The sequence below is a fragment of the Shimia sp. genome (genome assembly GCF_049116215.1).
GTDB lineage: Bacteria > Pseudomonadota > Alphaproteobacteria > Rhodobacterales > Rhodobacteraceae > Shimia.
Map to the genome: position 1 here is coordinate 1,061,060 of NZ_JAGDZB010000001.1, position 23,735 is coordinate 1,084,794.

The window sequence follows — 23,735 nt, forward strand, 5'->3', positions numbered from 1 at the left end:
AGAAGATTGGGAAATGGCTGCGGAGATTCACGAGCTTAACCGGGCCCTGGAGGCTTTTGACCGGCGCAACACGCCGGCCGGCCTGTTGGTGCGTTACGCCCGTGGTCGTCTGCGATATTTCCCCAGCCGCCAAGTGCTCGTGCTGTTTGGGGCTGTGGTCCTTGCCTATACTGTGTCGCTCCAAATCGCGGCGTTGGCCGTTTTGGTTGCGGCCATTGGCGATGTAATCGACAGCTACGTGCTACGGGGAGTGACCAAGAAATTAGAGCGCGGTGAGACTGTTAAGACCCTCCTGCGTAAAACAACACTAACGGCATTTGCTCAGGCGTTTGGCCTTTCAGCCTTTGTCGCGATCTTATGGTTGGCAACCCCACGCGAAGCCGCACTCCTGCTGTGCCTGGCCTATTTAGGGTCCGCCTCCGTGAATGCCATTATGGCTTTGTCATACCACCGCGCGGCGGCCTTCATCCGCCTTTCAGTGTACGGAGCCTCAGTCTTTCTGCTATTCGTCGCAGATTTTTATATGCTGCAGAGCCACCGTGAACAGGTGTTCTACAACCTGGTTGCTGCCCTCATGGTCGCGTACACCATGTTGCCATTTGTCAGCTATGTCACAACCGGACGCCAGCGGGATTTGCGGCAACAGCGCCGCCAGATTGAACAGGGGCTGGAGCTGGCCAAGGCCAACGCCTCTCTGCTCGCACGTCAGCGCGAAGGCCGTTTTCTGGGCTCGATTGCCGAAAATGCCGTCGACAGCATCATCATGTTGGACGCGGATGCCAACACGCTTTGGGTCAACCCGGCCTTCACCCGCAAAACCGGCTACAAGCTGTCCGAAGTTGTGGGCAAACATCCCGCCGATTACCTGCACGGCCCCCGGTCCGACCCCGCGATTCTGAAGCGGTTCACACAGGCCATCAAAGACGGCGTGGCCGCCAGCGGCGAAAACGTGAACTACACCAAAGTTGGCGCGCCGTTCTGGGTCGAAACCAACCTCTCTCCGGTGTTTGATGAAAACGGCAAGCTCGAGATGGTCATCTCGGTGGACCGGGACGTCACCCTTAAGAATCAGCGCGAAAGTGAATTGGCAGAGGCCAAGCGGGCGGCGGAGCAGGGGGAGCGCGCCAAAACCGCCTTCCTTGCGACCATGAGCCATGAAATCCGCACGCCGATGAACGGCATTATTGGCATGTCGGAGCTTCTGACAGACGCAAAGCTCAGCGCCGAAGAGACGCTTTATGTACAGACCATTCGCCATTCGTCTGAAGCGCTGCTGACCATCATCAACGATATCCTTGATTTCTCAAAACTCCAGGACGGTCATCTAAAAATCAGTTCCGTTGCCTTTGAGTTGCAGCCCTGTCTGGACGAAGTCATGAACCTGATGCGCCCGCAAGCGGCGTCAAAGGGCATTTCGCTTGTGATTGAAACCACCGACAACCTGCCCCGTACGGTTTGGGGCGACGACGGCCGCTTGCGGCAAATATTGGTGAATGTGATTGGCAACGCCATCAAGTTCACTGAAACCGGTGGCGTGACTGTGCATGTGGGCACGGTCAAAGAAGGCCCAGACCACGGTCTGGAGATTTCGGTCACGGATTCGGGTATCGGCATCGCCCCGGATCGCATTGAACATGTGTTTGACCAATTTGCCCAGGCGGATGCTGCCACCACGCGGCGCTTTGGTGGGACCGGGCTGGGCCTTGCCATTTCACGCCAGCTGGCTCGGATGATGGGCGGAGATGTCACCGCAACCAGCGCGCTAAACGTTGGGTCGTGCTTTGTCGTGCATGTGGATTTTCCTGCTGTCACCCTCCCGGCCAAGCGTATCGAGGACCCGGATGTAATGCCGGACCCAATGGTGTTTGCCGGCACAACCGTGCTTTTGGCAGAAGACAATCGCACCAACCGGTTCCTTGTGCAGAAGCTGCTGAAAGATTTGCCACTGACGTTAATCACGGCCGTGAACGGCAAGGAGGCAGTCGAGATGGTCAAGACGCATAAGCCGCAGGTGGTGCTTATGGACATGTCCATGCCGGAAATGGATGGGCTCGACGCCACTCGCTTCATTCGCAACCACATCCCGGTCCAGCCGCACATCATTGCTCTGACGGCCAATGCCTATCGCAGTGACCGTCAGGCCTGTCTCGAGGCGGGTATGAATGGGTTTCTGCCCAAACCGGTGCGCCGCATCGACCTGCTGAAAGCCATTGCACAGGGACTGGAAAGCCGCACCCGCGTGGTTCAGTCGCGCTGACTCACCCATAAGGGCTTCCAGACCCTTGGTTTTCTGGGTATCAACGGCGAAACGAGACTGTGAGGACCAGAGAATATGGTCGATATCGCCACCCGTGTCTGGAACCACAAATGGAAAATTGATCCCATTGTGCGTTCCCTCATCGACAACGACTTTTATAAGTTGCTGATGTGTCAGTCGATTTTTCGCAATCGCCCTGACGCGCATGTCACCTTTAGCTTGATCAACCGATCTTCCAACATCCGCTTGGCGGATCTGATCGACGAAGGCGAGTTGCGCGAACAGCTCGACCACATCCAATCGCTGTCCCTGAGCCGTGGCGAAAGCACCTTTCTGCGCGGCAACACCTTCTACGGTAAGCGCCAGATGTTTCGTCCGGACTTCATGGAGTGGTTCGAAAACATGCGCTTACCGGACTACCATCTGGAAAAGCGCGACGGCCAGTATGAGTTGACCTTTGAAGGCAAATGGCACGAAGTCATGCTCTGGGAAATCCCGGCTCTGGCCGTTCTGATGGAACTGCGCGGCCGGGCCGTGCTGCACGACATGCGCAAGTTTGAGCTGCAAGTGCTCTACGCCCGCGCCATGACCAAGCTGTGGGAGAAAGTCGACCACCTGCGTACCTTGCCTGACCTGCGGATTGCTGATTTTGGTACCCGCCGCCGTCATTCCTATCTTTGGCAAGACTGGTGTGTGCAGGCTATGGTCGAAGGCCTCGGTGACAAATTCGTCGGCACCTCCAACTGCTTGATTGCGATGAAACGCGATCTGGAAGCGATTGGCACCAATGCACATGAATTGCCGATGGTGTTCTCCGCACTGGCAGAAAATGACGAAGCGTTGCGTCAGGCCCCTTACAAAGTCCTAGCGGACTGGCACGAAGAACACGAAGGCAACCTGCGCATCATCCTGCCGGACACCTACGGCACCGAAGGCTTTTTGCAAGGCGCACCGGATTGGCTTGCTGGCTGGACGGGTATTCGCATCGACAGCGGCGATCCCGCCAAAGGTGCCGAAACCGCCATTCGCTGGTGGAAAGACCGTGGTGAAGACCCCACTAAAAAACTGGTAATTTTCTCCGATGGCTTGGATACCGACAAAATTGCCGAATTACACACGCAGTTTGCTGGCCGTGTGCGTGTGTCTTTTGGTTGGGGCACCTTGCTGACCAACGACTTCCGCGGTTTGACCCAGGACGACGGTCTGGCGCCGTTCTCCATGGTATGCAAAGCTATCAAAGCCAACGGAAAGCCGACAGTGAAACTGTCGGACAACCCCAACAAAGCCATGGGTCCCGCCAGCGAAATCGAACGCTACAAGCGGGTGTTTGGTGTTGGGCAGCAGGATGAAATGGATGTGATCGTCTAAGTCGTTTCCATCAGAAACTTCTGCACCAAAGCCACCGTGCTTGGGGCCTGTAAAATGCGGGTGTGGCCCAGGCCCTCGGTGATCTCAAATTGCGCCCCTTCCCAGGCTTTGGCCACTTGTTCGCCTTCAGACAGCGGCACCTGCTGATCGTTGCAATCATGCAGGATCAACGCGTCTTGATTTAGAACTGACGCATTAAGCGGCGTGCGAAACTCATCAAATGCCCGCCCATACCGCGCCTCGATCAACGCCTGTGCCCGCCCGGAAACCTTCTCAGTGGCCCCCAACATGCGCCCCGTCTGCGCCAGATACGTACCCGGATAGGCCGGCGGCGCAATCAGCACCGCGCGCTTGGCTACCATGCCCCGCCGCAAGGCCGTTGCCACCGCCGCGCCGCCCATGGAATGGCCAACCACCGTATCAAACGGCCCCTCCTGTGTGGCAAACATCTCCAGCGCATCGACAAAATCCGGCAACCCGGCGTTGCGTTTTGGTGATTGCCCATGCCCCGGCGCATCAAACCCCACCACTTCATAACCCGCGGCCACCAAGGGCTCCGCCAAACCGCTCAACTGGCTGATCCGCCCGCCAAACCCATGCATCAAGAGCACTTTGGGATGCGGCCCATTACCCTCCGGCACCCATCGGTACAACGATAGAAACCCCAAGGCGCCAAACCGCCGCCGCGTGTAGCGCGCTTGTGTCATGGCATGGCGTTCCCAATGGCGCACAGACGGGCGGGGAGGGGTGGTGAACAAATCTGCCAACCGTGCTGCCGCCGTGTCTGGCGACGTGCGGGACATCACCCACATCTGGCTGCGCAGTGCCGCCAACATCGCCAGCTTTTTGATCTGCGGCAGCTTGCGTCGCCGCCGCACAATGGAAGGAACACTGCTGTCGGTCATCACTCTCTCCTGCGCCAAACGTGGCTAGGTTCCAAAATGGAACCCATGCAGAGATTCATAAGTTCCAAATCAGAACTGAGTCAAGTTCTGTTTTGGAACCTGTTGGGAAAATCTGCGAGAGATGCTATGTGAAACCCATGAAATGGACCGATCTCCCCAATGAAGGCTGCTCTGTAGCCCGCACAATGTCGGTGCTCGGCGACCGCTGGACGCTGCTCATCCTGCGCGACACCCTGTTTGGCATCCGCCGCTTTGATGACATTCAAAAACGCCTAAAGATCACGCGTCACGTGTTGTCGGATCGTCTCAAGCGATTGGAATCACACGGCCTTCTGGAGCGCAAACCTTATCAGGAGCGCCCCACGCGCTACGAGTATCACCCAACCCAAGCCGCCAAAGACTTTGTGCCGGTCATGCAGGCCATGACAGCTTGGGCGCAGACCCACTTGCCCACGGAAAAATCGGAGCCCTATAGATTCCTCGATCGCGAAACTCGACAACCCACAGACCCCAAGGTGATCGACGCCAACACCGGCGCCGAAATCACCTCAAAGTCCATTTGGGTTGAAACCACCCGCCGCTAAGCCAAATACCGTGTCGCCATGGCAATCGCCCGCTCGGCGTAGTCGCGCACAGCCGGATGATCGTCGGCATAGCGTCCGATGACCCAGCCACACGATGCCATGGCCCGCATCACGGTAAACGCCAGCACCAGCTGCTCCGCCTGGTCCGGCAAGGCCCGTACAGAGGCGTAGCCCCGCAGCAAGGCTGCCCCCAAAGCTGCCTCATTGGCCTGATCCCAATTCTGGGACATGGCCACGCCCAGCTCATACATGCGGAAGCCAAACACGCCATCGTCAAAGTCGATCAGCCGCGTTTGCCCGTCCTGAACCAGCACATTTTCCCGCAAGGCATCCGCATGGATCAAGCCAAAATCACCACCCGCGTCTGCATGCGCGCCAATCTCCGCCAACAGCTTCTCGCGACAGGACAGCAACAGCGCAGCTTCCTCCTTTGACAGGCTGGCATTCTCCCAGAACCGTCCCCAGGACGGCGCGTCGCCCAGCAGCGCGCCCAGGTCCAACACCTCGCGCGCAAATGCCTCCGGCCGTGTCATCGCATCGCTGGCCACATGCAAACGCGCCAGTTCCGCCCCCAATGCCTCATGCAGCCGGTCCTGCTCCGCCACATCCATCGCCAGCGGCACACCACCTTCACCGAGTGGCGCGCCGTCCAGCCAGGTCACCAGCGAGGCGACGCGCGCGCCACCCGTCGCCAGCACATCGCCAGCCAGGGTACGGATCGGCTGCGGCACCAGCATACCGGCTGCCACCAGCGCCTCAGACCACCACAGTTCCGACCGGATCGCATCATCGCTTTGATACCCAGGCCGATGCAGCCGCAACGCCGCGCGCTGCCCATCCGGCCCCGCCGCTTCCAAAACGATGTTCTCACGGTTCTTGATCAACCGAGGTGTCATCTCCACACCCCAAGCCTTCAGCGCCTCCTGCGCGGCAACAATGGCTTCTTGATTGTTCATAGCACCGCCTCAAACGCCGAATTTAGGGTCTCCACCAACAGGTCTGCATTGCCGCGATCAAACGCACAGGGCGGGCGAATCTTGAGCGTGTTGTCATACCGTCCCTCGCTGTGCAGCAGCACGCCACGGTCGCGCATCTCGTCAATCATCGCCGTGCAAACCTCTGTGGCCGGTTTCCCATCGCGCCACAGCTCCACACCAAAGAACAGGCCGGAGCCGCGCACATCGGCAATCACGTCATACCGAGCCTGCAGCTCTTTCAACTGCGCCACCGCATAGGCGCCCACATCCGCCGCGTTTTCAACTAGCCCTTCGTCTTCAATCACATTGAGCACCGCATGTGCCGCCGCCGCACTCACCGGGTTGCCGCCAAAGGTGTTGAAGTATTTGAAACCTTCCTGAAATGCGGTCAGGATTTCCGGCCGCGTGATCGTCGCTGCCACCGGATGCCCGTTTGCCATCGGCTTGCCCAAAGTCACAATGTCCGGCGCAAATCCAAGTTTCTGGTGTCCCCACCAGTGGCTGCCAATTCGCCCAAATCCCGGCTGCACTTCATCGGCAATCACAATGCCGCCCTCCGCCTTCACTGCGGCCACGGCCTCATCAAGGAAGCCTTCTTCCAAGGTTGGGAAACCCTCATTGGCAAAATACGGGCAGATAATCAGCGCCGACAGACCGTGTTCGGAGGCCTCAAGCTCGGCAATCGCCGCTTTAACGCCCGCGGTGAAGGCCGCTTTCTGACCATCGCGCGTGCCGCCAGTAGGCTGCATATTGTCCGGCGCAGGCACGCGTTTCACATGATCTCTAAAGCCACCAATTGGGGTCTTGGAACTGTTCAGCTGGCTCACCGCAGTGGTATTGCCGTGATAGGTGTTGTCAGTGGTGATGACGCCGGTCTTGCCGGTCACCGCCTGCGCCATGCGCAACGCCACATCGTTGGCTTCCGATCCGGAACAGACCATCACCATGCTGCTCAGGTCATGGTCAAACTTTGCGGTCAACGCCTCTCCATACTCCAGAATCCCGTCATGCACATACCGAGTGTGCGTGTTCAGCGTGGCAGCCTGTGTCGCAATCGCCTCAACCACCCGCGGGTGGCAATGCCCGACATGCGGCACGTTGTTGTAACAGTCCAGATATTTGCGGCCGTCCGTGTCCCACAACCAAACCCCTTCGCCGCGTGCCAAATGCACAGGCTCTTTGTAAAAGGTGGTGACATGTGGCCCCAACAGCCGTTTGCGCCGCGCCAAAATATCCGACATGGCTTGCTCCCTCAATTTGCTCCGGCGCCATTACTGCGCCTGAAGCCCTGAGGCTGCAACCCCGCAATCACTCGTCGCGGGAGACTTTGCCACGCATCGCCTTTACGTCACCGCGCACCTTCTTGGCTTTGAGACGTCGTTGCTGGCTGCCGTAGGTCGGCTTGGTCTTGATCCGCCGTTTAGGCGCCACCAGAGACTTGCGGACCAGCTCCGCCAAACGGTCACGCGCAATGTCGCGATTGCGCGCTTGGCTGCGGGTCTCGTCACACTGGATTATGATCGCACCGTCTTTGGTCCAGCGTCGTCCGGCCAGCCGTTTGAGGCGCGCCTTCACCGGGGCTGAAAGGGCAGGAGAGCGCTCCGCCTCAAACCGCAGTTCTACCGCGGTTGCGACCTTGTTCACATTCTGCCCGCCAGGCCCGCTGGCACGCATGAACTGCTCGGTCAGCTCCCAGTCCTCAATTGTGATGTCGTCGCTGATCCGCATGCATGTCTCCGCGTTGCGCGGCCTGTCGATTAAGATTTCCGCTTTGATATGCGCTGGAAATTCGCACCACCGCAATACAGTCGTAATACCGACGCGAAACCGACGTGGTTTTTGGGTGACTTTGAGTGGTTAATTTGACAGCAAAAAGGGCCGCTTCCCGCGTTGGAAGCAGCCCTTCGAGATGATTGGAGGTGCATCGGTTAGGATCACACCAATTCGGACTTTACGTCAGCCAAGGGCTGCCTCAGCTGCGCTCCCCCCAAACTGTTCCGACCTCGTTCTCCATAGCTTCTCTAGACAATGGGCACCTCCCTTCAATTTGTTTCGCGTACCCCCAGCCTGCCACAGGTTGGGGATAAGTCAAACAAAATCATGTGGTGCGCGCAGTCAAAGACCCCACGATCATGCGGAACGGCACAAGCGCAAGCAGTGCGAGCGAAAGTTTTACGCACCAATCGGCAAAGCCCAGGCTCACCCAAAGTGGCACCACAGGGCCCGCGCCCAGAAGCGGCAGCATTTCGCCCGCCCAGCTCACATCGTTGCTTGGTTCGATGACCGAGAGTGCGCCGCTGAAGGCAACAGTGAAGAAAATAGCTGTATCCACAGAGGAGCCGATCAGGGTCGAGGCCAAAGGCGCCCGCCACCACGCGCCCTCGCGCAGCCGATCAAAGATAGCAACATCAAGCAGTTGCGCCGTCAGGAACGCCAGGCCGGAGCCAATTGCAATGCGCAATGTCACGGCAGGATAGGTGAAGCCGTCGCCTTGCAACATGATCTTGGTACCAATGAAGGAACAGATCACACCTACGATGAAACCGGCAAAAACCACTTTTCGTGCGGCAGGCGCACCATAAACGCGGTTCATCACGTCGGTCACAAGAAAGGCGAGAGGATAGGTGAACGCCCCCCAGGTCAGCCACTGACCAAAGAGGAATTGCACAAGAATATTGGAGGCTACAACAATGGCAGCCATGGCAATGATGCCAGGAAGATAGGTCGTTTTCATTTGTCTGAGCCCGTTTTGTCAAGGTAGCGGCGACTTGGCCCCGCGACCGTCGCGGGACGGGGCGCTCCTACCGCGCGTCGTTTGGCAAATCAAGCTTTATTGAGGGATCGCGTATTCCACGATCTCGGTGCGCTGGATCAAACGGAAATTATCATCTGAGATCATTGTTAGCCGGATACGACCCAAATCATCGCGCCAGACCGCCAGTCCTTCGAGGTTGTCGTGAATGCCTATGCCTTTGCGCAACAACAGTTTTTCATCACTGACCGTGTTGCGTTCCACAGCGAAACTACGCACCCGAACCCGAAAGCCCAGACCATTGAATCCCCGCTCCAAAAGGTACAATCGTCCGTCCGGCCCAAAATCCGCGCCCACAGGCTGAAACTGTTTCTCGCGCGGCAAGGTAAAGGCTTTCTTCCATTGGCCTTTCTTCAACGTGAAGACTTGGGCCACGCTTGCATCGCCAAGCGGTTGCTCGGGAATCGCAAAAATCTTGCCCCAATTGTTGATCGCCAAAGCTTCAAAACCGCCGTTCACTTTCATCCGGTTGAACGCTTTGCGCCAAGGCATACCCTGTGCCTTGGCTCCCGGTTGGGCAAACCGGTTGAGGCGGTGTTTTCCCTCAAAGGACACCACAAGTTTGCCGTCCGTCTGAAGCACCAGACCTTCGCTGTCGCGCAATCCCGCCTTTTTGGGGAAGGTGCCCGTGGTGTCCAACACCCGAAAGGCTTCAGCGTCCTCAACACTGGAAACAGCTCCATCGTTGCGGCGCAATGTGCCGGTTACAAACATCCCGCGATCGGAAATGGCCACCATCTCGCGACCGTCGCGAGACAGCTCGATGCCGGAAAATCCGCCAAACCACCCGTCGTGCAGGCGCCATGTATAAGTCGAAACATGCTCTGCCAGATCATCGGGCGCGCCGCTTTTGCTGTGGCTCGCCAACACTCCAACACTGAGCACACACGCCGCTACGGCGATTGCAAAACTGCGACGCATTGTTGTGGAAGGTCCGTCATCTGAAGTTCACGTCGTGGTTTTGGCTTGGGCGCATTGGGATCTGGGGGCGGTGGGAACAGTATATCCTGCACCCACTGTCTCGCATCATCACAGCCATCGCCCTTGGGCGGCGGATCTTGGTTCACGCACCCTGTGGTGCCATCTGGACAGTTCAGCCGCACATGAAAATGATAGTGGTGCCCCCACCATGGCCGGATTTTTCGCAGCCACGCGCGGTCGCCTTTGGCATCGTCACACATCTGCACCTTGGCGCCGGGGAAGACAAAAATTCGCGCTGTCCGAGGGTCACTTGCGGCTGCTTTCAGGATCTCATGATGCTGCTTGGTCCAACTGCTGTTGACGTAAGCGCCTCGTTCGCGCCGCATAGAAATCGAGGAAATGCTCTCCCGTTCGGCTGGTGTCAGGTTCAGCCGGTTCGCAGGCAGCATCCAGATATCGATGTCCAGTCCCAATTGATGCGAGCGGTGTCCGGTCAACATCGGTCCCCCGCGCGGCTGGCTTATGTCCCCAATGTAAAGCCCGTTCCAGCCAGGCTGCTTCGCAGCTTTGGCGGATAGGTCTTTGATATATGAGATGGTTTCGGGATGGCCCCAATTCCGGTTGCGCGACAGCCGCATGGCTTGCCAGGTTGGGCCAGTTTCCGGCAGCATATCTCCCCCGGCCAGACAACCTTTGGAATAGCCGCCAAACGGGGCGCTGCTTTGTTGCGAGGCGACAGGTTTGGCGCCAAAAAGCTGCTTGGCTTGAATGCCCTGCATGCTTGCCGGGACTTGTTGCTGGGTCGACACCGCAACTGTGCGCTCCGGTGCCTCGTTCTTACACGCCGCAAGCCCAATCAGGGCCAGTACAGTTAAGACGCGGTAGCCCATGTGTCGCTATCTCCCTTTGGGTTGACCCAGCGTAGCAGGATCAGACCCAGTAGGAAAAGAGCGATAAGCGGCGTCACGCCAATCTGCTGGCTGCCGGACATGAGCGTCACGACCCCAATCATAAAGGGTGCGATGAAAGAGGTCGCTTTGCCGGCCAATGCATAGAGCCCAAAGGATTCAGCGGTTTTGCCCGGCAGCGCCTGTCGTACCATCATAGAGCGGCTCGCCGATTGAATCACGCCACCAGCGGCCCCAATCAAGGCGCCTAGCACATAGAAAATCACGTCGGGCAGTTTGGAGGTTTCTTCCACAGCAATGCCAAACACGCTCTCGCGGCAGACGAAAACAATGGCAATGGCCACGCCACACAGTACAAAAATGCAGAAGGTAATGACAGGCTTGGGACCCATTTTTGCGTCCGCCCGTCCGCCTATCCAGGCGAAGATTGCGCCGGAAATGATCGCCAGAATGCCAAAAATACCCACATCCACCACCGACCAATTCAATACGCCTGCCGCGTAAATGCCCCCAAACGTATACATCCCGTTCAGCGCGTCGCGGTAGAACATTGAGCTGCCCAAATAGGCAAAAAGCGATGGGGTTTGTGGCAGGTTTCGAATGGTGCCCCACACTTCTTTGAGCGCGCTGGCTGTGGCCCCTTTGGGGGGCTTGGTTGGCTTCGGATCGCGTACCCACAAGAAAAACGGGATCATAAAGATTGCGTACCACAATGCCGTCAGTGGGCCCACAAACCGCGTGCCTTCTCGTTGGCTTGCGTCAAGGCCAAAGGCCGGATCCAGACCAATCATGGTTTTGCCGCTGTCAGCGTCTTCGGCAAACAACGCCAGCATCAGCACAAGCGTGACAAGTCCACCAACATAACCAAACGCCCAGCCGTTGCCAGAAATGCGCCCCACTTCCTCCGTGGAACCAAGTTCCGGCAACATGGAATTGGTGAAGATCGTCGCAAATTCCATTCCGATCAGGCCAACGGCAAACAAAAACAGGGTTTTGTGCAGATCAAAACTGCCGGGGGCCGCAAACCAAAGCCCAAAAGCGCCGACAACATACATTGCCGAAAACAGCCAGATCCAGCGTAGTCTGTTGCCTGAATTGTCCGCCATGGCGCCTAGGACCGGGGCTAAGATGGCAATGACAATGCCTGCTGCTGCAACGCCGAATCCCCAGGCCGCCTGCGCTTCGGCGCCATCGCCCATCAAATCTTTGATATATGGCGCAAAAATAAAGGTGATCAGGAGGGTATTATATGGCTGGCTTGCCCAGTCAAAAAAGAACCAACCCCAAATGCGCTTACGCGCTGAAACTTCCGACATCCGCATCCCCCCGGACTTTGATTTACACTTAGACGGGATGTCACAACCTTAGCAAGTTAATCCTGCATTGGAGGCCACGGTCTGGTGGACTCTGCAGCAATCCAGTTGGCCACCCATTCTGGCGAGACCGGAGAGGTTTCCTCTCGCCCCATGGCCGCCAGAACACGATCCGGCGTCACTATGCCCGCGCGATCCGTAACCGCGGCGCGGTACAGTGCGTGGTTGGCGCATTCGCCGTTTTGTTTCCACATGGACTGCTCCAGGTAGATAAAACGGTCATCCCAAAACACCGCTCGGCTGCGCATTTCCACTTTCTCAAACGTGCGGATGCGGCGGCGATAGCGCACCGTCGCTCCCGCCATGGTCATGCTCCATTTTTCCTGACGCAACACAGCCACCAAGCCAATGCGTTGCGCCAGCGGGATACGCCCCAAGTCAAACAGGGTCAGCGTGCGCCCGTTGTTCAACTCCATCCACAGGTCAATGTCGGACGGCCAACAGCGGTGCGCGGACACATGAGTGCCGGTCAACGGCAGCGGGGACGCGTTGCGGAATTTGATCAGCTCTTTGACCATGCGCATGATGGGATACATAAGGCTCTCCTTTGACCGTCTTTCAATGCGCTCTGCAACACATCGTCAACCGAGATTCCAGCGCAGACTTGTGCTTTGACGCAACGGTGCTTAACTGTGCCTCAATCGGAGCAAAGGAGCCTCTCATGATGGCAATTTATGGCCCACTGCGGCTGATCTTGGATATCGCCTTCTTCTTTATGCTGGCACATATCATCATGAGCTGGTTGATCAATTTCCAGGTTCTGAATCTGCGCCAACCTCTGGTCTCGCAAATCTGGACCGGGCTGAACCGCCTGCTGGAGCCGATCTACGAACCGGTGCGTCGTGTGATGCCAGATACCCGCCCCTTGGATCTTGCGCCGTTGGTGGTGTTTGTCATCATCATCTCTTTGCGGGACTACATTCTACCAGCGGTTCTTCTCGGCTAACCTGCGCCTTCGGACTTGAGGCTGGCGCCCGCCTATGGGACAGTCGCGCGCAACGCAGAGTGTCCCAATAAAAGGTGAGAAATGCAGGCCGCAACTACGGTTCTGAGCGATGTTTTTGGCTTTGACGCCTTCCGCCCGGGACAAGAAGAGATTGTGGACGCTGTCACCCGCGGTGACAATGTGCTTGCCATCATGCCAACCGGCGGTGGCAAGTCGCTGTGTTATCAGTTGCCTGCGCTTATTCGTGGCGGTGTCACGGTTGTGATCTCCCCTTTGATCGCGTTGATGCGCGATCAGGTGCGGGCCTTGCGCGAGGCAGGCGTGGAGGCAGGTGCGCTGACCTCTGGCAATACAGAGGAAGAAACCGCGCAAGTTTGGGATGCTATCGATGCCGGTCGCCTCAAACTTCTCTATATTGCGCCTGAACGGCTTGCCTCTGGCGCGGCGCTGGGCATGTTGCGCCAAATTGGAGTTGGTCTCATTGCAGTGGATGAAGCGCACTGTGTGAGCCAGTGGGGCCATGATTTCCGGCCCGATTACCTGCGCATTGGCGAATTGCAACACGCCTTAGATGTTCCAATTGCCGCCTTCACAGCCACAGCTGACGCCGAAACCCGTGATGAAATTGTTGAACGTCTGTTTGGTGGCGCAGCGCCGCAAACTTTCCTGCATGGGTTTGACCGACCCAATTTGCATCTGGCCTTTGCGGCCAAAGACAATCCACGAAAGCAAATCTTACAGTTTGCGGCTGCCCGAAAAGGGCAATCCGGGATTGTCTATTGCGGTACCCGCGCCAAAACGGAATCGCTGGCAAAAGCTCTGCGCGAAGACGGTCACCTGTCGCTGCATTACCACGGCGGTATGGATCCACAGGAACGCCGTGACACCGAAGTGCGATTTCAACGCGAAGATGGCCTGATTGTGGTGGCAACCGTGGCCTTTGGCATGGGGGTTGATAAACCCGACATCCGCTGGGTGGCACATGCGGATTTGCCCAAGTCGATTGAGGCTTATTATCAAGAGATCGGTCGCGCAGGTCGCGATGGGGCGCCCGCGGAAACACTGACCTTGTTTGGCTCTGATGACATTCGTCTGCGGCGGTCGCAGATTGACGAAGGTTTGGCCCCGCCCGAACGCCGTGCCGCTGACCATGCGCGTCTCAATGCGCTACTGGGTTTGGCGGAAGCTCTGCAATGTCGTCGCCGCAACCTTTTGCAATACTTCGGAGAAACCGAGGTCACTTGTGGGAAGTGCGATCTTTGCGACACGCCCCCTGAGGTGTTTGATGGCACCGTGGCGGTGCGCAAAGCGCTGTCGGCCATTTTGCGCACTGGCGAGTGGTTTGGCACCGGTCACCTGATCGACATTCTGCTTGGCAATGACACCGACAAAATCCGCGAGCGAGGACATGACGTCTTGCCGACCTATGGTGTTGGCACCGAGTACGACAAACGCCAATGGCAAGCGGTTTTTAGGCAAATGATGGGCCATGACTTGGTGCGCCCCAATCCGGAACGCCACGGCGCGCTGACCATGACAGACCGGGCAAGGCCAATACTGCGGGATGAAGATACTGTGCAACTGCGCAGAGACACCATTCGCGCCACCTCGCGCAGGCCAGCTGCAAAAACTTTGGTGAGCGAAGAAAACGCCCCTTTGATGTCCGCGCTCAAAGCCAAACGCCGCGCGTTGGCAGAAGCGGCCAAGGTGCCCGCATACGTGATTTTCCCGGATCGCACCTTGGCGGAAATGGCGGAAGTGCGGCCTTCCAATTTGGATGACATGGCGCGGGTGAGTGGGGTCGGCGCAAAAAAGCTGGCCAATTACGGCGACGCCTTTTTGGAAGTGATCAATGGCGAAGCAGAGCAGATGCACCCTAGCCGCCGCAAGATCGCGGGCCGGCAGGATGCCGACCTTTACGACTTATTGCTGGAAGCCCAATCCAAACTGCTGCGCGGCCCGGAGGGAATCGACAAGCCGATGAGCTGTTCCGCCGGGTTGTTGGCAAAAATTGCCAGCGCCAAGCCGCGTGACGCGCAAGCGATGGAACGCTTGTTGGGAGACCGGCGTGCCAATCGGTTTGGCGAGGCGTTTCTGGACGTCTTGCGAGATGCCATTTAGACAGTTCTGAAATATGAGGAGCGCCCGATGCTTGTAGTGATCTCACCCGCAAAACGTCTGAACTGGGATCCCGTTGCGGGACCAAAAACGGAACCTGAGTTTCATGAAGACGCTGTCCGCCTGGCCAAGACCGCGCGTAACCTCACGTTGGCAGATCTGCGCAAGTTGATGGACCTGAGCGCGGATTTAGCAAAGTTGAACCGCGATCGGTTCAAGGCGTTCGAAGCAACACCTTCGGAAGAACTGACTCGCCCGGCAGTGCATGCATTTGCCGGTGACACATATGTTGGTTTGGATGCTGCAAGCCTTGAGCAAGATGAGATGAAATGGGCACAGGATCACTTGCGGATTCTGTCTGGGCTTTACGGTGTGCTACGTCCGTTGGATGCCATGCAACCATATCGTCTGGAAATGGGCAGTCGCTTGAAGACACGACGCGGCAAATCGCTTTATGAGTACTGGCGGCAAGCGCCGGCGAAAGCTCTGCGCGCTCAGGCGGAAGAAATCAATTCTGACACATTGGTGAATTGTGCAAGTCAGGAGTATTTTGGCGCGGTCGATCTGAAGGCGCTTAAACTGCGCGTCATCACGCCGGTGTTTATGGAAGAGCGCAATGGCGAGGCAAAAATTGTCTCTTTCTTTGCCAAGAAAGCCCGCGGCAGCATGGCGCGTTACATCATTCACAACCGACTGAACGATGCCGAAGGCCTCAAGGAGTTCGACTACGGTGGATACCAATACCAGCCGGAAATGTCGGATGGTGACCGCTGGGTTTTCCTGCGCGATTATCCGGAGGCCTGAAGCGGTAGCTCTTCGGGTTGCGGGAACGGGTCAACTGTGTCGCCAGTATAGATTTCTGCGATCACCTTGAAGATTTCTTTCTTGCGCAATGGTTTGGTCAGATACCTGTCCAAACCGTGTGACAAGATGTGCTCTTCGTCTCCCTCGTTGGCCAGAGCGGTCAACGCAACAATTGGCACATGCCCCTTGGTGGCCAATTCCAGCTCGCGAATTTTCTGAGTAGCCTCGGTGCCATCCATACGTGGCATGGAAATGTCCATAAAAATGAGGTCCGGAGCATAAGACTGGAATTTCTCGACGGCCTCGACGCCGTCATGGGCAAACTCCAGTTCGAGATCCAAAGGCTTAAGCAGTTTTTCAAGTACCAAGCGATTGGTCTTGTTGTCTTCTGCGGACAGCACACGCATGCGCCGTTTTGTTGGCTTGCGTCTTTGAGATGCGCCCGCACTGGCAGCTTTGGCAATCCCGAGGTTCAACTCTGCGCGCGAGCCCGGCTTCTGGAGGATCGCCTTCACAAGCGAGTCTTTCTCCATGCCGGCAAAAACCTTCAAGTCGCTGGTGAGCGCCAGGATTGGCGTGCTGATTTCCAACTGTTGCAACTCTGCGCCCAATTCGCGGGCATTGATCCCGGATGGCGTGTGATCAGCGAGAATCAAGTCTACATGTGGCGCCAACAACAGCACCTGTGTTTTGTCCGTGCAGATGGTGACGGTGGCCCCCATTTGCTCCAGCTGTTTGTGCAGGAGGTCGCTGTTTACCTCCATATCCGAAGCAACCAGCACATGCTGAACTGTGTCCGGCAGCGGGATGGGAAGCTGATCACAATCCTCTTCGATGGGCATAGAGAGACGGAAGCCAAAAGACGTGCCCTCTGCAATCACAGAATCTACCCAGATTTCTCCGGACATCAGCCCAACTAGCTGTTTGGTGAGCGCAAGTCCAAGTCCGGTGCCTTCAAATTCGCGGTTTTGACTGGTATCTACCTGATTAAACTCGCCAAAAATATGGTCCAGTTTCTCTTCAGGAATGCCAATGCCAGTGTCCTGAACGGTCACGTGTATCACCGCTTCAGAGCCGTCATTGGTGATCACACCGACCACTTGCACTTGGACATGCCCATGATGTGTAAACTTGACGCCGTTTCCAATCAGATGTGTCAAAATTTGCCGCATCCGACCGATGTCGCCAACAAATTTTGTAGGTAGGAACAGATCGTAGTCCACCAAAAGCTCAACGCCTTTTTCTCGGGCAGAGACCTGATGCAAGGTCATAACTTCATGGATGCAGCGCTCTAAATCAAACGGTTCTGTACGCAGTCCAACATTCTCGGCCCCAAGTTTGGAGTAATCGAGCACGTCGTTGATGATCGAAAGCAATGCCTCGCCGGAGTTCTTGATGGTGGAGGCGAACAGCCGTTGTTCTTCACTTAATGACGTGTCCATCAGCAAGCTCGCCATGCCAACAACCCCATTCATCGGGGTGCGGAGCTCGTGACTCATATTGGCCAAAAAGGCGGATTTTGCCTGGCTTGCCGCCTCTGCTTCCTGACGCGCGTGTTGAAGCTCGGCTTCCTTTCTCACGGAATCAGTGATGTTGAGTGCAAGGCTGGCGCGGTCTTCGCCCTGATCTCGCTGATCAATCAGCTTCAGGAACTCTTCGTTCCACAAGCGCACGATCACCGGTTCCGGCTCATCTTCGTGCCACCGCTGCTCCATCATGTTGCACCAATCATCGGGAGACGTGTCTTCCAACACAAACAATCCCTCATGGGCGGCAAATTCCATGATTTCTTGGTAACTGATGCCAGGTTTGACGTGGTCCGCGCCCTCAAAGATGGCCAGATAAGCCGGGTTGGCGGCAATCATCTTGCCTTGGGCATCAAAAAAGGCAAACCCGTCGCGGATCGTCGCTATGGAATGCCACAAACGCCGCTCAGCTTGATCGGCACGTTCCTTGGCTGATTCCAGATCGTGGCGAACTTTTTTGTTTTCGTTGACGACAGTTTGGTATTCGGCGCGTGTTTCGACGATTTCATTGGACAGTTGCGCAGCATGTTTGCCCAGCTTGCGGTTGGCTGCATAAAGCTCGCGCTTTTTCAGCTCCAGCAAGCGTTCAGCTGCCAAACGTGCCCGTCTTTCGTCCGCAAGTTTCTGCGCCAGCGACATACGCCGATCCCTAAATCGTCCAATCCGTTGTTCGTCGTTCTCTCAAATGTCCATGAATATCTGCTTAATCGGAAAGGAGGCATTTGCTGAATTTCTTATCGTTGCCAAGTCCGTGGGCCTCATGGCACCATTGCGCCATTGATTGATGGAGAAGCCTAATGTTTCGCATTTTTGTGGCTGCAATTTTGACTGTTTGTTCTGGTTTGGCATATGCCGAAGACACATTTGTGCCCGACCGCCGTATCGTCGTGAGCCGCGACGTGGACTTCTACGGATCGGACCTGCAAAACCTGTTTGATACGACCTACGACGCCTGCATTGGGGCCTGTTTGGCCAATCAGGATTGTGTGGCGTTCACCTTCAATCAAAAGTCCAACGCCTGTTTCCCAAAATCAGCGATCAGTGACCGTCAGCCTTATGACGGTGCCCTGTCTGCCGAAGTGTTTGAAACGCCTCGCGGAACGCGTTTTTTGGCGAGTGGACGCGCAGAAGACCTGACGTTTTTGAGAAAGTCGGACTTTGACCGCGCCAAAGATCTGGCTGCCAATATCGGGCGGCATCATGCAGGCGGCCCCTGGACCATGCAGGCGATGCTTGATGCGGCACAGGAACGCCGTGCCGAAGGCAACACTCTGAGCGCCATGCGCTGGACCGGTGGTGCCCTGGCAAAGTCAGACCGTAGTGACTTGTGGCATGAGTATGCGCGCCTGAATGCTGATTTGAAAAGCGACAAGTCTTCGGAAACCCGTACTTATCGCGAGCGCGCCTTCCTTGGTAGCATCAACGCTTACCTACGGGCGGAAGATGGGGCTGAACGCGTAAATGCGCTGATTTTGATGGCAGACCAACTGGAAGAGCAGGATCGTGGCAAGGCAGTGCTGCGCAGCCTGCGGCTCGCTGAGTCGATCCAGCCACGCACAGATGTCGCGCAGCGTTTGGACGCAGCCATAAGTAAATACGGCTTCCGTGTGTCTGAGCACATCGTGGATAGCGACCTGGAAGAGCCACGTTTTTGCGCAGAATTCAACGAGCCGCTGGTCAAGGTGGGGCAGGATTACGCGCCATTTGTAAAACTGCCCAATGCGCAAATGGCGCTGAGCGTTGAAGCGCGCCGTATTTGTATTGACGGCCTCACACATGGGCAGCGCCTTGAGGTAACTTTCCGCGCAGGTCTGCCCGCACAAAGTGGCGAAACGCTGATCAAGGACATCAGGCTTAACGCCTATGTGCGCGACCGTAGTCCAAGTGTGGCCTTTGGGGGGCGGGCTTATGTGTTGCCGCGCAGCCAGGATGCAGGCCTGCCAATTGAGACAGTAAATCTGGATGAAGTGGAACTGACCCTACAGCGCGTGAATGACCGCAACATTCTGCGCGCCATTCAGGACAGCTATTTTGGGCAACCACTGAGTTATTGGCAGGTAGATGATTTTGCCCGCGATGTGGCAGAAACCATTTGGACCGGGACTGGTGACGTCCAAAATACCTTAAACCAGACCGTGACCACACGCCTGCCAATGGCGGAATTGGTCGCAGGCCAACCGGCTGGCGTCTACGCGTTGACCGCTGATCTCCCGGGCGCAGACAAATACGACGAAACCGCTGCCACGCAATGGTTCTTGCTGTCTGATATTGGCCTGACCAGCCTGAATGGCTCCGATGGTTTGCATGCTTTTGTGCGCCGCCTGTCCGATGCCACGGCCATGGATCAGGCCAAGGTGTCGCTGATTTCGCGGGCAAACCGTGTTTTGGGGACTGTGGCCAGCGATGCAGAAGGGTATGTGCGGTTTGATGCGGGTTTGACACGCGGCACCGGCGCACGGGCGCCCGCGTTGTTACTGGTGGAAACCGGCGAGGATTTTACGTTCCTGTCCCTCACGGACCCAGCGTTTGATTTGTCCGACCGAGGTGTCGAGGGCCGCCCGGCCGCGCCGCCAATTGATCTCTTTGTAGCAACGGATCGCGGTGCCTATCGCGTAGGCGAGACCATCCATGTGACTGCTTTGGCGCGTGGTCCAGTCGCCGAAGCCCTGCCATTGCTGCCTGTGACCGCCATTCTTACCCGTCCGGATGGGGTGGAATACAGCCGCGAGGTGTCCGCTGCGGGCGTAGCTGGTGGCCATGTATTTGACATGCCGCTGGGCACAACTGTGCCACGAGGCCGCTGGACGTTGGAATTCAAATCCGATCTGGAGGCCCCTGCGTTGGCAACGGCGAAGGTATTGGTCGAGGATTTCCTGCCTGAACGCATCGACTTTGAGATGACACCGCCAAACGGGCCGTTGACCGAGGATGACCCAGCTCCCCTCGAACTCGAAGCGCGGTATTTGTTTGGCGCGCCAGCGGCAGACTTGAGTGTTGAAGGACAGCTTACTCTGCGGACACAGTCTGAGATTGAAGGGTATGAAGGCTATCGCTTTGGACGCTATGACCAGCCTTTCTATGGTCAAACCGAGTATTTCTATGGCGATGTGACGGATGCCCAAGGTCGCGCGGATATATTTCTGCCCCTGCCATCTCAAGAAGCCGCCGGGCACGCGCTGTCGGCGGACATCACCGTGCGGGTGCTTGAAGGTTCAGGCCGTCCGGTAGAGCGTCGCCTGTCCCATCCGGTTGCCGCGCAAACGGCGCTGATCGGGATCAAACCGCAATTTGACGAAGAGGTAGTGCCGGAAGGTGGCGCGGCACGGTTTGAATTGTTGGCCTTGGCGTCCGATCTGTCGCGCACGCAGATGCCGGTGCAATGGACCGTGAACCGTGTGGAAACGCGCTATCAATGGTACCAATTGGGCGGCAGCTGGGAGTGGGAGCCAACCACCCGCCGCACGGCTGTGGCCAGTGGTTCTGCCACCTTGGGCGATGCTGTGGTTGAAGTTGGTGCGCAGGTGGATTGGGGCCGCTACGAGATTGTGGTGGAACAGGACGGAGGCGATTTTGTTTCCAGTGCCGTTGAATTCTATGCGGGTTGGTACGCACCGGTCGATGCAACCGAAACCCCAGACACGTTGGAACTGTCATTGGACAAAGACATGTTCCGCAGTGGCGACACGGCGCAACTGCGTCTGGTGCCGCGTTTTGCAGGTACGGCCCTGGTCTCCGTGATGTCCAATCGGTTGATTTCCATGCAGGCCGTGGAAGTTAGTGAAGGTGAGAACCTGATTCCGCTGACTGTTACGGACGAGTGGGGCGCAGGCGCTTATGTGACTGCTTCTGTGATCCGGCCATCGGATATCCCCGCAGGCCAAAATCCTGCACGTGCACTGGGTTTGAGCTATGCCAAAGTTGATCCAGGGGCGAAGCAGCTGTCTGTCGACCTTATTGCGCCGGAACAAATCGCGCCTCGTGGCCCGCTTGATGTGTCTCTGAAAGTGGAGGGCGTGGCTGAGGGAGAAACCGCTTTTGTCACGCTTGCCGCTGTGGATGTTGGCATCCTCAACCTGACCGGCTTTGAAAGCCCCGACCCTTCGGGTCATTATTTTGGCCAGCGTCGATTGGGTATGGAAATTCGCGACATTTATGGCCGTCTGATCTACGGCATGTCGGGATCCATGGGCGCTCTGCGTTCTGGTGGCGATGCCACTGCAGGGTCCAGTTTCGACTCTCCACCACCAACCGAAGAACTTGTGGCCTATTTCCAAGGCCCGGTTGAGGTTGGCGCGGATGGCATGGCGCAGGTGCAGTTTGACATACCGCAGTTTAACGGGGCCGTGCGGCTGATGGCCGTGGCGTGGTCGGCTACCGGAGTCGGGCAGGCGGAGCAGGAGGTTTTGGTGCGTGATCCAGTTGTGGTGACAGCCAGTTTGCCAAGGTTCCTCGCGCCGGGGGATGAAAGCCGGCTCTTGTTGGAGTTTGTGCATGCCGAAGGCCAATCCGGGCGTATGGGTTTGGATGTGGTGGCGAGTGATGGCGTGACTCTGGAGGCAGGTACAGTGCCCTCCGGTTTGACACTGGAAGACCTTGGCTCAGCCAGGCTATCTGTGCCCCTTGTGGCACAAGAAATTGGCGATCACAGCATTGACGTCGCGCTGACCACACCGGACGGCAAACTGCTCACCAAGACGCTGGTTCTGCCGGTTCGAGATAACGACCCAGCCATTAGCGAAACCCGTCAGGTGGTATTGGCAGCGGGTGAAAGCCTCACGTTAGGCGCGGATCTATTTGCGGATATGCGGCCGGGCACGGCGGAAGCAGTCTTGTCGTCTGGAGCTTTGGCACGGTTTGATGCGCCAGGTTTGATACGGGCTTTGGACCGCTATCCATATGGCTGCACAGAGCAGGTGGCGTCACAAACTCTCCCATTATTGTACTTCGAAGATGTGGCGGACGCGCTGGGATTGGCGGCGAGCCAGACATTGGACTCGCGGATTGCCGAGGCCATCGCGTTGGTGCTCACCCGCCAGTCCAGCAATGGGGCCTTTGGGCTTTGGCAGCCTGCGTCGGGTGACTTCTGGCTGGACGCCTATGTGAGCGACTTCCTGTCTCGAGCTAAGGCACAGGGGCATGCCGTGCCCGAAGTGGCCTTCACGCAGGCCATGAACAACCTGCGCAATCGCGTGAACTATGCGCCGGACTTTGACAAAGGTGGGGAGGACTTGGCCTATGCGCTGATGGTCCTGGCCCGTGAAGGCGCGGCGAACATGGGCGACTTGCGGTACTACGCGGATGTAAAGGCGGAGGCCTTTGCTACGCCTCTGGCTGCGGCGCAGTTGGGCGCCGCGCTGGGTTTTTATGGTGACCAGACTCGCGCCGATTTTATGTTCCGTCAGTCTGCGCGGCTGATTGAAGGGCAGGCGCAAAGCAACGAGGCTCAGTTGTGGCGCGTCGACTACGGGACCAACCTGCGCGATGCGGCTGGCGCATTGACGCTGGCCGTCGAAGCGGGCAGCGAAGCTGTGGATCGCAATGCCCTGCTGACACGGGTAACCGCGCCGGGGCGTGATCTGTCCACGCAAGAGTCGGTTTGGTCGCTTTTGGCGGCGTATGCGTTGATCGAGGACGTCGGGTCCAACACATTGAGCCTGAACGGTGCAGTCTTGGATGGGCCGTTGTTGGAGCGTGTGCCCGACAGTGCCATGACCTCAGATTTTGCTTTGAAAAATGAAGGAGATGCGCCGCAATCGGTCACGGTTACCACTGTGGGTGTGCCGACGTACCAAATCCAGAGTGGCGGGTATGGTTATCAGCTGTCGCGCCAGTATTTCACTATGGAAGGCGCCGAGGTCACCGGGGCGCAGGTGGCGACGGGCGACCGTTTTGTCACCGTGGTGACCGTTACACCGTCCAGCAAAGTTGGGGCGCGGTTGATGGTAAATGATCCGCTGCCAGCAGGGTTTGAGATCGATAATCCGAACTTGTTGTCGAGCGGTGACGTGCGGGCTTTGGACTGGCTACAACCCATCTATGCCGAGCACAGCGAATTCCGTTCGGATCGGTTCTTGGCTGCGGTGGATTGGCAATCAGATCAACCCTTTATGTTGGCCTACATTGTGCGCGCGGTATCGCCTGGCGCATATCATCATCCCGCTGCGTCGGTAGAAGACATGTATCGCCCGCAGTACCGCGCCAATACCGATGCCGCACGCCTGATCGTGACCGAGTAA

The 23,735-nt window shown here is 57.3% G+C and carries 17 protein-coding genes; 7 read left to right on the top strand and 10 right to left on the bottom strand.

Annotation, left to right across the window (positions count from 1 at the left end):
* Positions 1 to 13 precede the first annotated feature (13 nt).
* A complete protein-coding gene (locus tag JXR15_RS05075; RefSeq protein ID WP_422052132.1) occupies positions 14 to 2,257 on the top strand; it encodes an ATP-binding protein in 2,244 nt (747 codons plus the stop codon).
* 75 nt (positions 2,258 to 2,332) lie between these two features.
* Complete coding sequence (pncB, locus tag JXR15_RS05080; protein WP_422052133.1) at positions 2,333 to 3,625, top strand: nicotinate phosphoribosyltransferase; 1,293 nt, start codon at positions 2,333 to 2,335, stop codon at positions 3,623 to 3,625.
* On the opposite strand, the gene JXR15_RS05085 is transcribed toward pncB, so the two are convergent.
* Positions 3,622 to 4,530 (bottom strand): alpha/beta hydrolase, encoded by a 909-nt coding sequence (locus JXR15_RS05085; RefSeq protein ID WP_422052134.1) that lies wholly within the window; start codon positions 4,528 to 4,530, stop codon positions 3,622 to 3,624. The genes pncB and JXR15_RS05085 overlap by 4 nt on opposite strands.
* Before the next feature lie 137 nt (positions 4,531 to 4,667).
* On the opposite strand from JXR15_RS05085, the gene JXR15_RS05090 reads away from it, so the two are divergent.
* Positions 4,668 to 5,114 carry a winged helix-turn-helix transcriptional regulator gene (locus JXR15_RS05090; RefSeq protein WP_422052135.1) on the top strand — a complete coding sequence of 149 codons (447 nt, stop codon included), beginning with the start codon at positions 4,668 to 4,670 and terminating at the stop codon, positions 5,112 to 5,114.
* Here JXR15_RS05090 and JXR15_RS05095 read toward each other — a convergent pair.
* The 8 genes from JXR15_RS05095 to JXR15_RS05130 all read right to left on the bottom strand — a co-directional run bounded on the left by JXR15_RS05095 (position 5,111) and on the right by JXR15_RS05130 (position 12,641).
* Positions 5,111 to 6,070: a phosphotransferase enzyme family protein gene (locus tag JXR15_RS05095; RefSeq protein ID WP_422052136.1), complete on the bottom strand. Its 960-nt coding sequence runs from the start codon at positions 6,068 to 6,070 to the stop codon at positions 5,111 to 5,113. The genes JXR15_RS05090 and JXR15_RS05095 overlap by 4 nt on opposite strands.
* The gene (locus JXR15_RS05100) at positions 6,067 to 7,332 is read right to left on the bottom strand and encodes an aminotransferase class III-fold pyridoxal phosphate-dependent enzyme (protein WP_422052138.1); all 1,266 of its coding nucleotides are present in this window, start codon (positions 7,330 to 7,332) and stop codon (positions 6,067 to 6,069) included. Before JXR15_RS05100 ends, JXR15_RS05095 begins: the two co-directional genes overlap by 4 nt.
* 67 nt (positions 7,333 to 7,399) lie before the next feature.
* A complete protein-coding gene (gene arfB / locus JXR15_RS05105; RefSeq protein ID WP_422052139.1) occupies positions 7,400 to 7,819 on the bottom strand; it encodes an alternative ribosome rescue aminoacyl-tRNA hydrolase ArfB in 420 nt (139 codons plus the stop codon).
* 370 nt (positions 7,820 to 8,189) lie between these two features.
* Positions 8,190 to 8,825, bottom strand: coding sequence for a queuosine precursor transporter (locus tag JXR15_RS05110; protein ID WP_422052140.1), 636 nt, complete (start codon positions 8,823 to 8,825; stop codon positions 8,190 to 8,192).
* Positions 8,826 to 8,921: 96 nt separating this feature from the next.
* Positions 8,922 to 9,788 (bottom strand): esterase-like activity of phytase family protein, encoded by an 867-nt coding sequence (locus tag JXR15_RS05115; RefSeq protein ID WP_422052141.1) that lies wholly within the window; start codon positions 9,786 to 9,788, stop codon positions 8,922 to 8,924.
* Between the two features lie 8 nt (positions 9,789 to 9,796).
* Positions 9,797 to 10,714 (bottom strand): penicillin-insensitive murein endopeptidase, encoded by a 918-nt coding sequence (mepA, locus tag JXR15_RS05120; protein ID WP_422052142.1) that lies wholly within the window; start codon positions 10,712 to 10,714, stop codon positions 9,797 to 9,799.
* A complete protein-coding gene (locus JXR15_RS05125; protein ID WP_422052143.1) occupies positions 10,696 to 12,048 on the bottom strand; it encodes an MFS transporter in 1,353 nt (450 codons plus the stop codon). The genes mepA and JXR15_RS05125 overlap by 19 nt, the downstream gene beginning before the upstream one ends.
* Before the next feature lie 56 nt (positions 12,049 to 12,104).
* Entirely contained in the window at positions 12,105 to 12,641 is a 537-nt protein-coding gene (locus JXR15_RS05130; protein WP_422052144.1) for an acyl-CoA thioesterase, read from the bottom strand.
* Positions 12,642 to 12,766: 125 nt separating this feature from the next.
* Here JXR15_RS05130 and JXR15_RS05135 point away from each other — a divergent pair, with 125 nt between their 5' ends.
* From JXR15_RS05135 to yaaA, 3 genes are all read left to right on the top strand, one after another.
* Positions 12,767 to 13,051 (top strand): YggT family protein, encoded by a 285-nt coding sequence (locus JXR15_RS05135; protein ID WP_294115632.1) that lies wholly within the window; start codon positions 12,767 to 12,769, stop codon positions 13,049 to 13,051.
* 81 nt (positions 13,052 to 13,132) lie between these two features.
* Positions 13,133 to 15,172 (top strand): DNA helicase RecQ, encoded by a 2,040-nt coding sequence (recQ, locus tag JXR15_RS05140; protein ID WP_422052145.1) that lies wholly within the window; start codon positions 13,133 to 13,135, stop codon positions 15,170 to 15,172.
* A gap of 27 nt (positions 15,173 to 15,199) precedes the next feature.
* Positions 15,200 to 15,973 (top strand): peroxide stress protein YaaA, encoded by a 774-nt coding sequence (gene yaaA / locus JXR15_RS05145; RefSeq protein WP_422052146.1) that lies wholly within the window; start codon positions 15,200 to 15,202, stop codon positions 15,971 to 15,973.
* On the opposite strand, the gene JXR15_RS05150 is transcribed toward yaaA, so the two are convergent.
* Positions 15,958 to 18,138 (bottom strand): response regulator, encoded by a 2,181-nt coding sequence (locus tag JXR15_RS05150; RefSeq protein ID WP_422052147.1) that lies wholly within the window; start codon positions 18,136 to 18,138, stop codon positions 15,958 to 15,960. The genes yaaA and JXR15_RS05150 overlap by 16 nt on opposite strands.
* 158 nt (positions 18,139 to 18,296) lie before the next feature.
* Here JXR15_RS05150 and JXR15_RS05155 point away from each other — a divergent pair, with 158 nt between their 5' ends.
* Positions 18,297 to 23,735 carry an alpha-2-macroglobulin family protein gene (locus JXR15_RS05155; RefSeq protein WP_422052148.1) on the top strand — a complete coding sequence of 1,813 codons (5,439 nt, stop codon included), beginning with the start codon at positions 18,297 to 18,299 and terminating at the stop codon, positions 23,733 to 23,735.

Bases quoted from the DNA above. Each gene is read 5' to 3' on its own strand.
- JXR15_RS05075 (WP_422052132.1), top strand. From the start codon at position 14: ATGGCTGCGGAGATTCACGAGCTTAACCGGGCCCTGGAGGCTTTTGAC.
- pncB (WP_422052133.1), top strand. From the start codon at position 2,333: ATGGTCGATATCGCCACCCGTGTCTGGAACCACAAATGGAAAATTGAT.
- JXR15_RS05085 (WP_422052134.1), bottom strand. From the start codon at position 4,530: ATGACCGACAGCAGTGTTCCTTCCATTGTGCGGCGGCGACGCAAGCTG.
- JXR15_RS05090 (WP_422052135.1), top strand. From the start codon at position 4,668: ATGAAATGGACCGATCTCCCCAATGAAGGCTGCTCTGTAGCCCGCACA.
- JXR15_RS05095 (WP_422052136.1), bottom strand. From the start codon at position 6,070: ATGAACAATCAAGAAGCCATTGTTGCCGCGCAGGAGGCGCTGAAGGCT.
- JXR15_RS05100 (WP_422052138.1), bottom strand. From the start codon at position 7,332: ATGTCGGATATTTTGGCGCGGCGCAAACGGCTGTTGGGGCCACATGTC.
- arfB (WP_422052139.1), bottom strand. From the start codon at position 7,819: ATGCGGATCAGCGACGACATCACAATTGAGGACTGGGAGCTGACCGAG.
- JXR15_RS05110 (WP_422052140.1), bottom strand. From the start codon at position 8,825: ATGAAAACGACCTATCTTCCTGGCATCATTGCCATGGCTGCCATTGTT.
- mepA (WP_422052142.1), bottom strand. From the start codon at position 10,714: ATGGGCTACCGCGTCTTAACTGTACTGGCCCTGATTGGGCTTGCGGCG.
- JXR15_RS05125 (WP_422052143.1), bottom strand. From the start codon at position 12,048: ATGTCGGAAGTTTCAGCGCGTAAGCGCATTTGGGGTTGGTTCTTTTTT.
- JXR15_RS05130 (WP_422052144.1), bottom strand. From the start codon at position 12,641: ATGTATCCCATCATGCGCATGGTCAAAGAGCTGATCAAATTCCGCAAC.
- JXR15_RS05135 (WP_294115632.1), top strand. From the start codon at position 12,767: ATGATGGCAATTTATGGCCCACTGCGGCTGATCTTGGATATCGCCTTC.
- recQ (WP_422052145.1), top strand. From the start codon at position 13,133: ATGCAGGCCGCAACTACGGTTCTGAGCGATGTTTTTGGCTTTGACGCC.
- yaaA (WP_422052146.1), top strand. From the start codon at position 15,200: ATGCTTGTAGTGATCTCACCCGCAAAACGTCTGAACTGGGATCCCGTT.
- JXR15_RS05150 (WP_422052147.1), bottom strand. From the start codon at position 18,138: ATGTCGCTGGCGCAGAAACTTGCGGACGAAAGACGGGCACGTTTGGCA.
- JXR15_RS05155 (WP_422052148.1), top strand. From the start codon at position 18,297: ATGTTTCGCATTTTTGTGGCTGCAATTTTGACTGTTTGTTCTGGTTTG.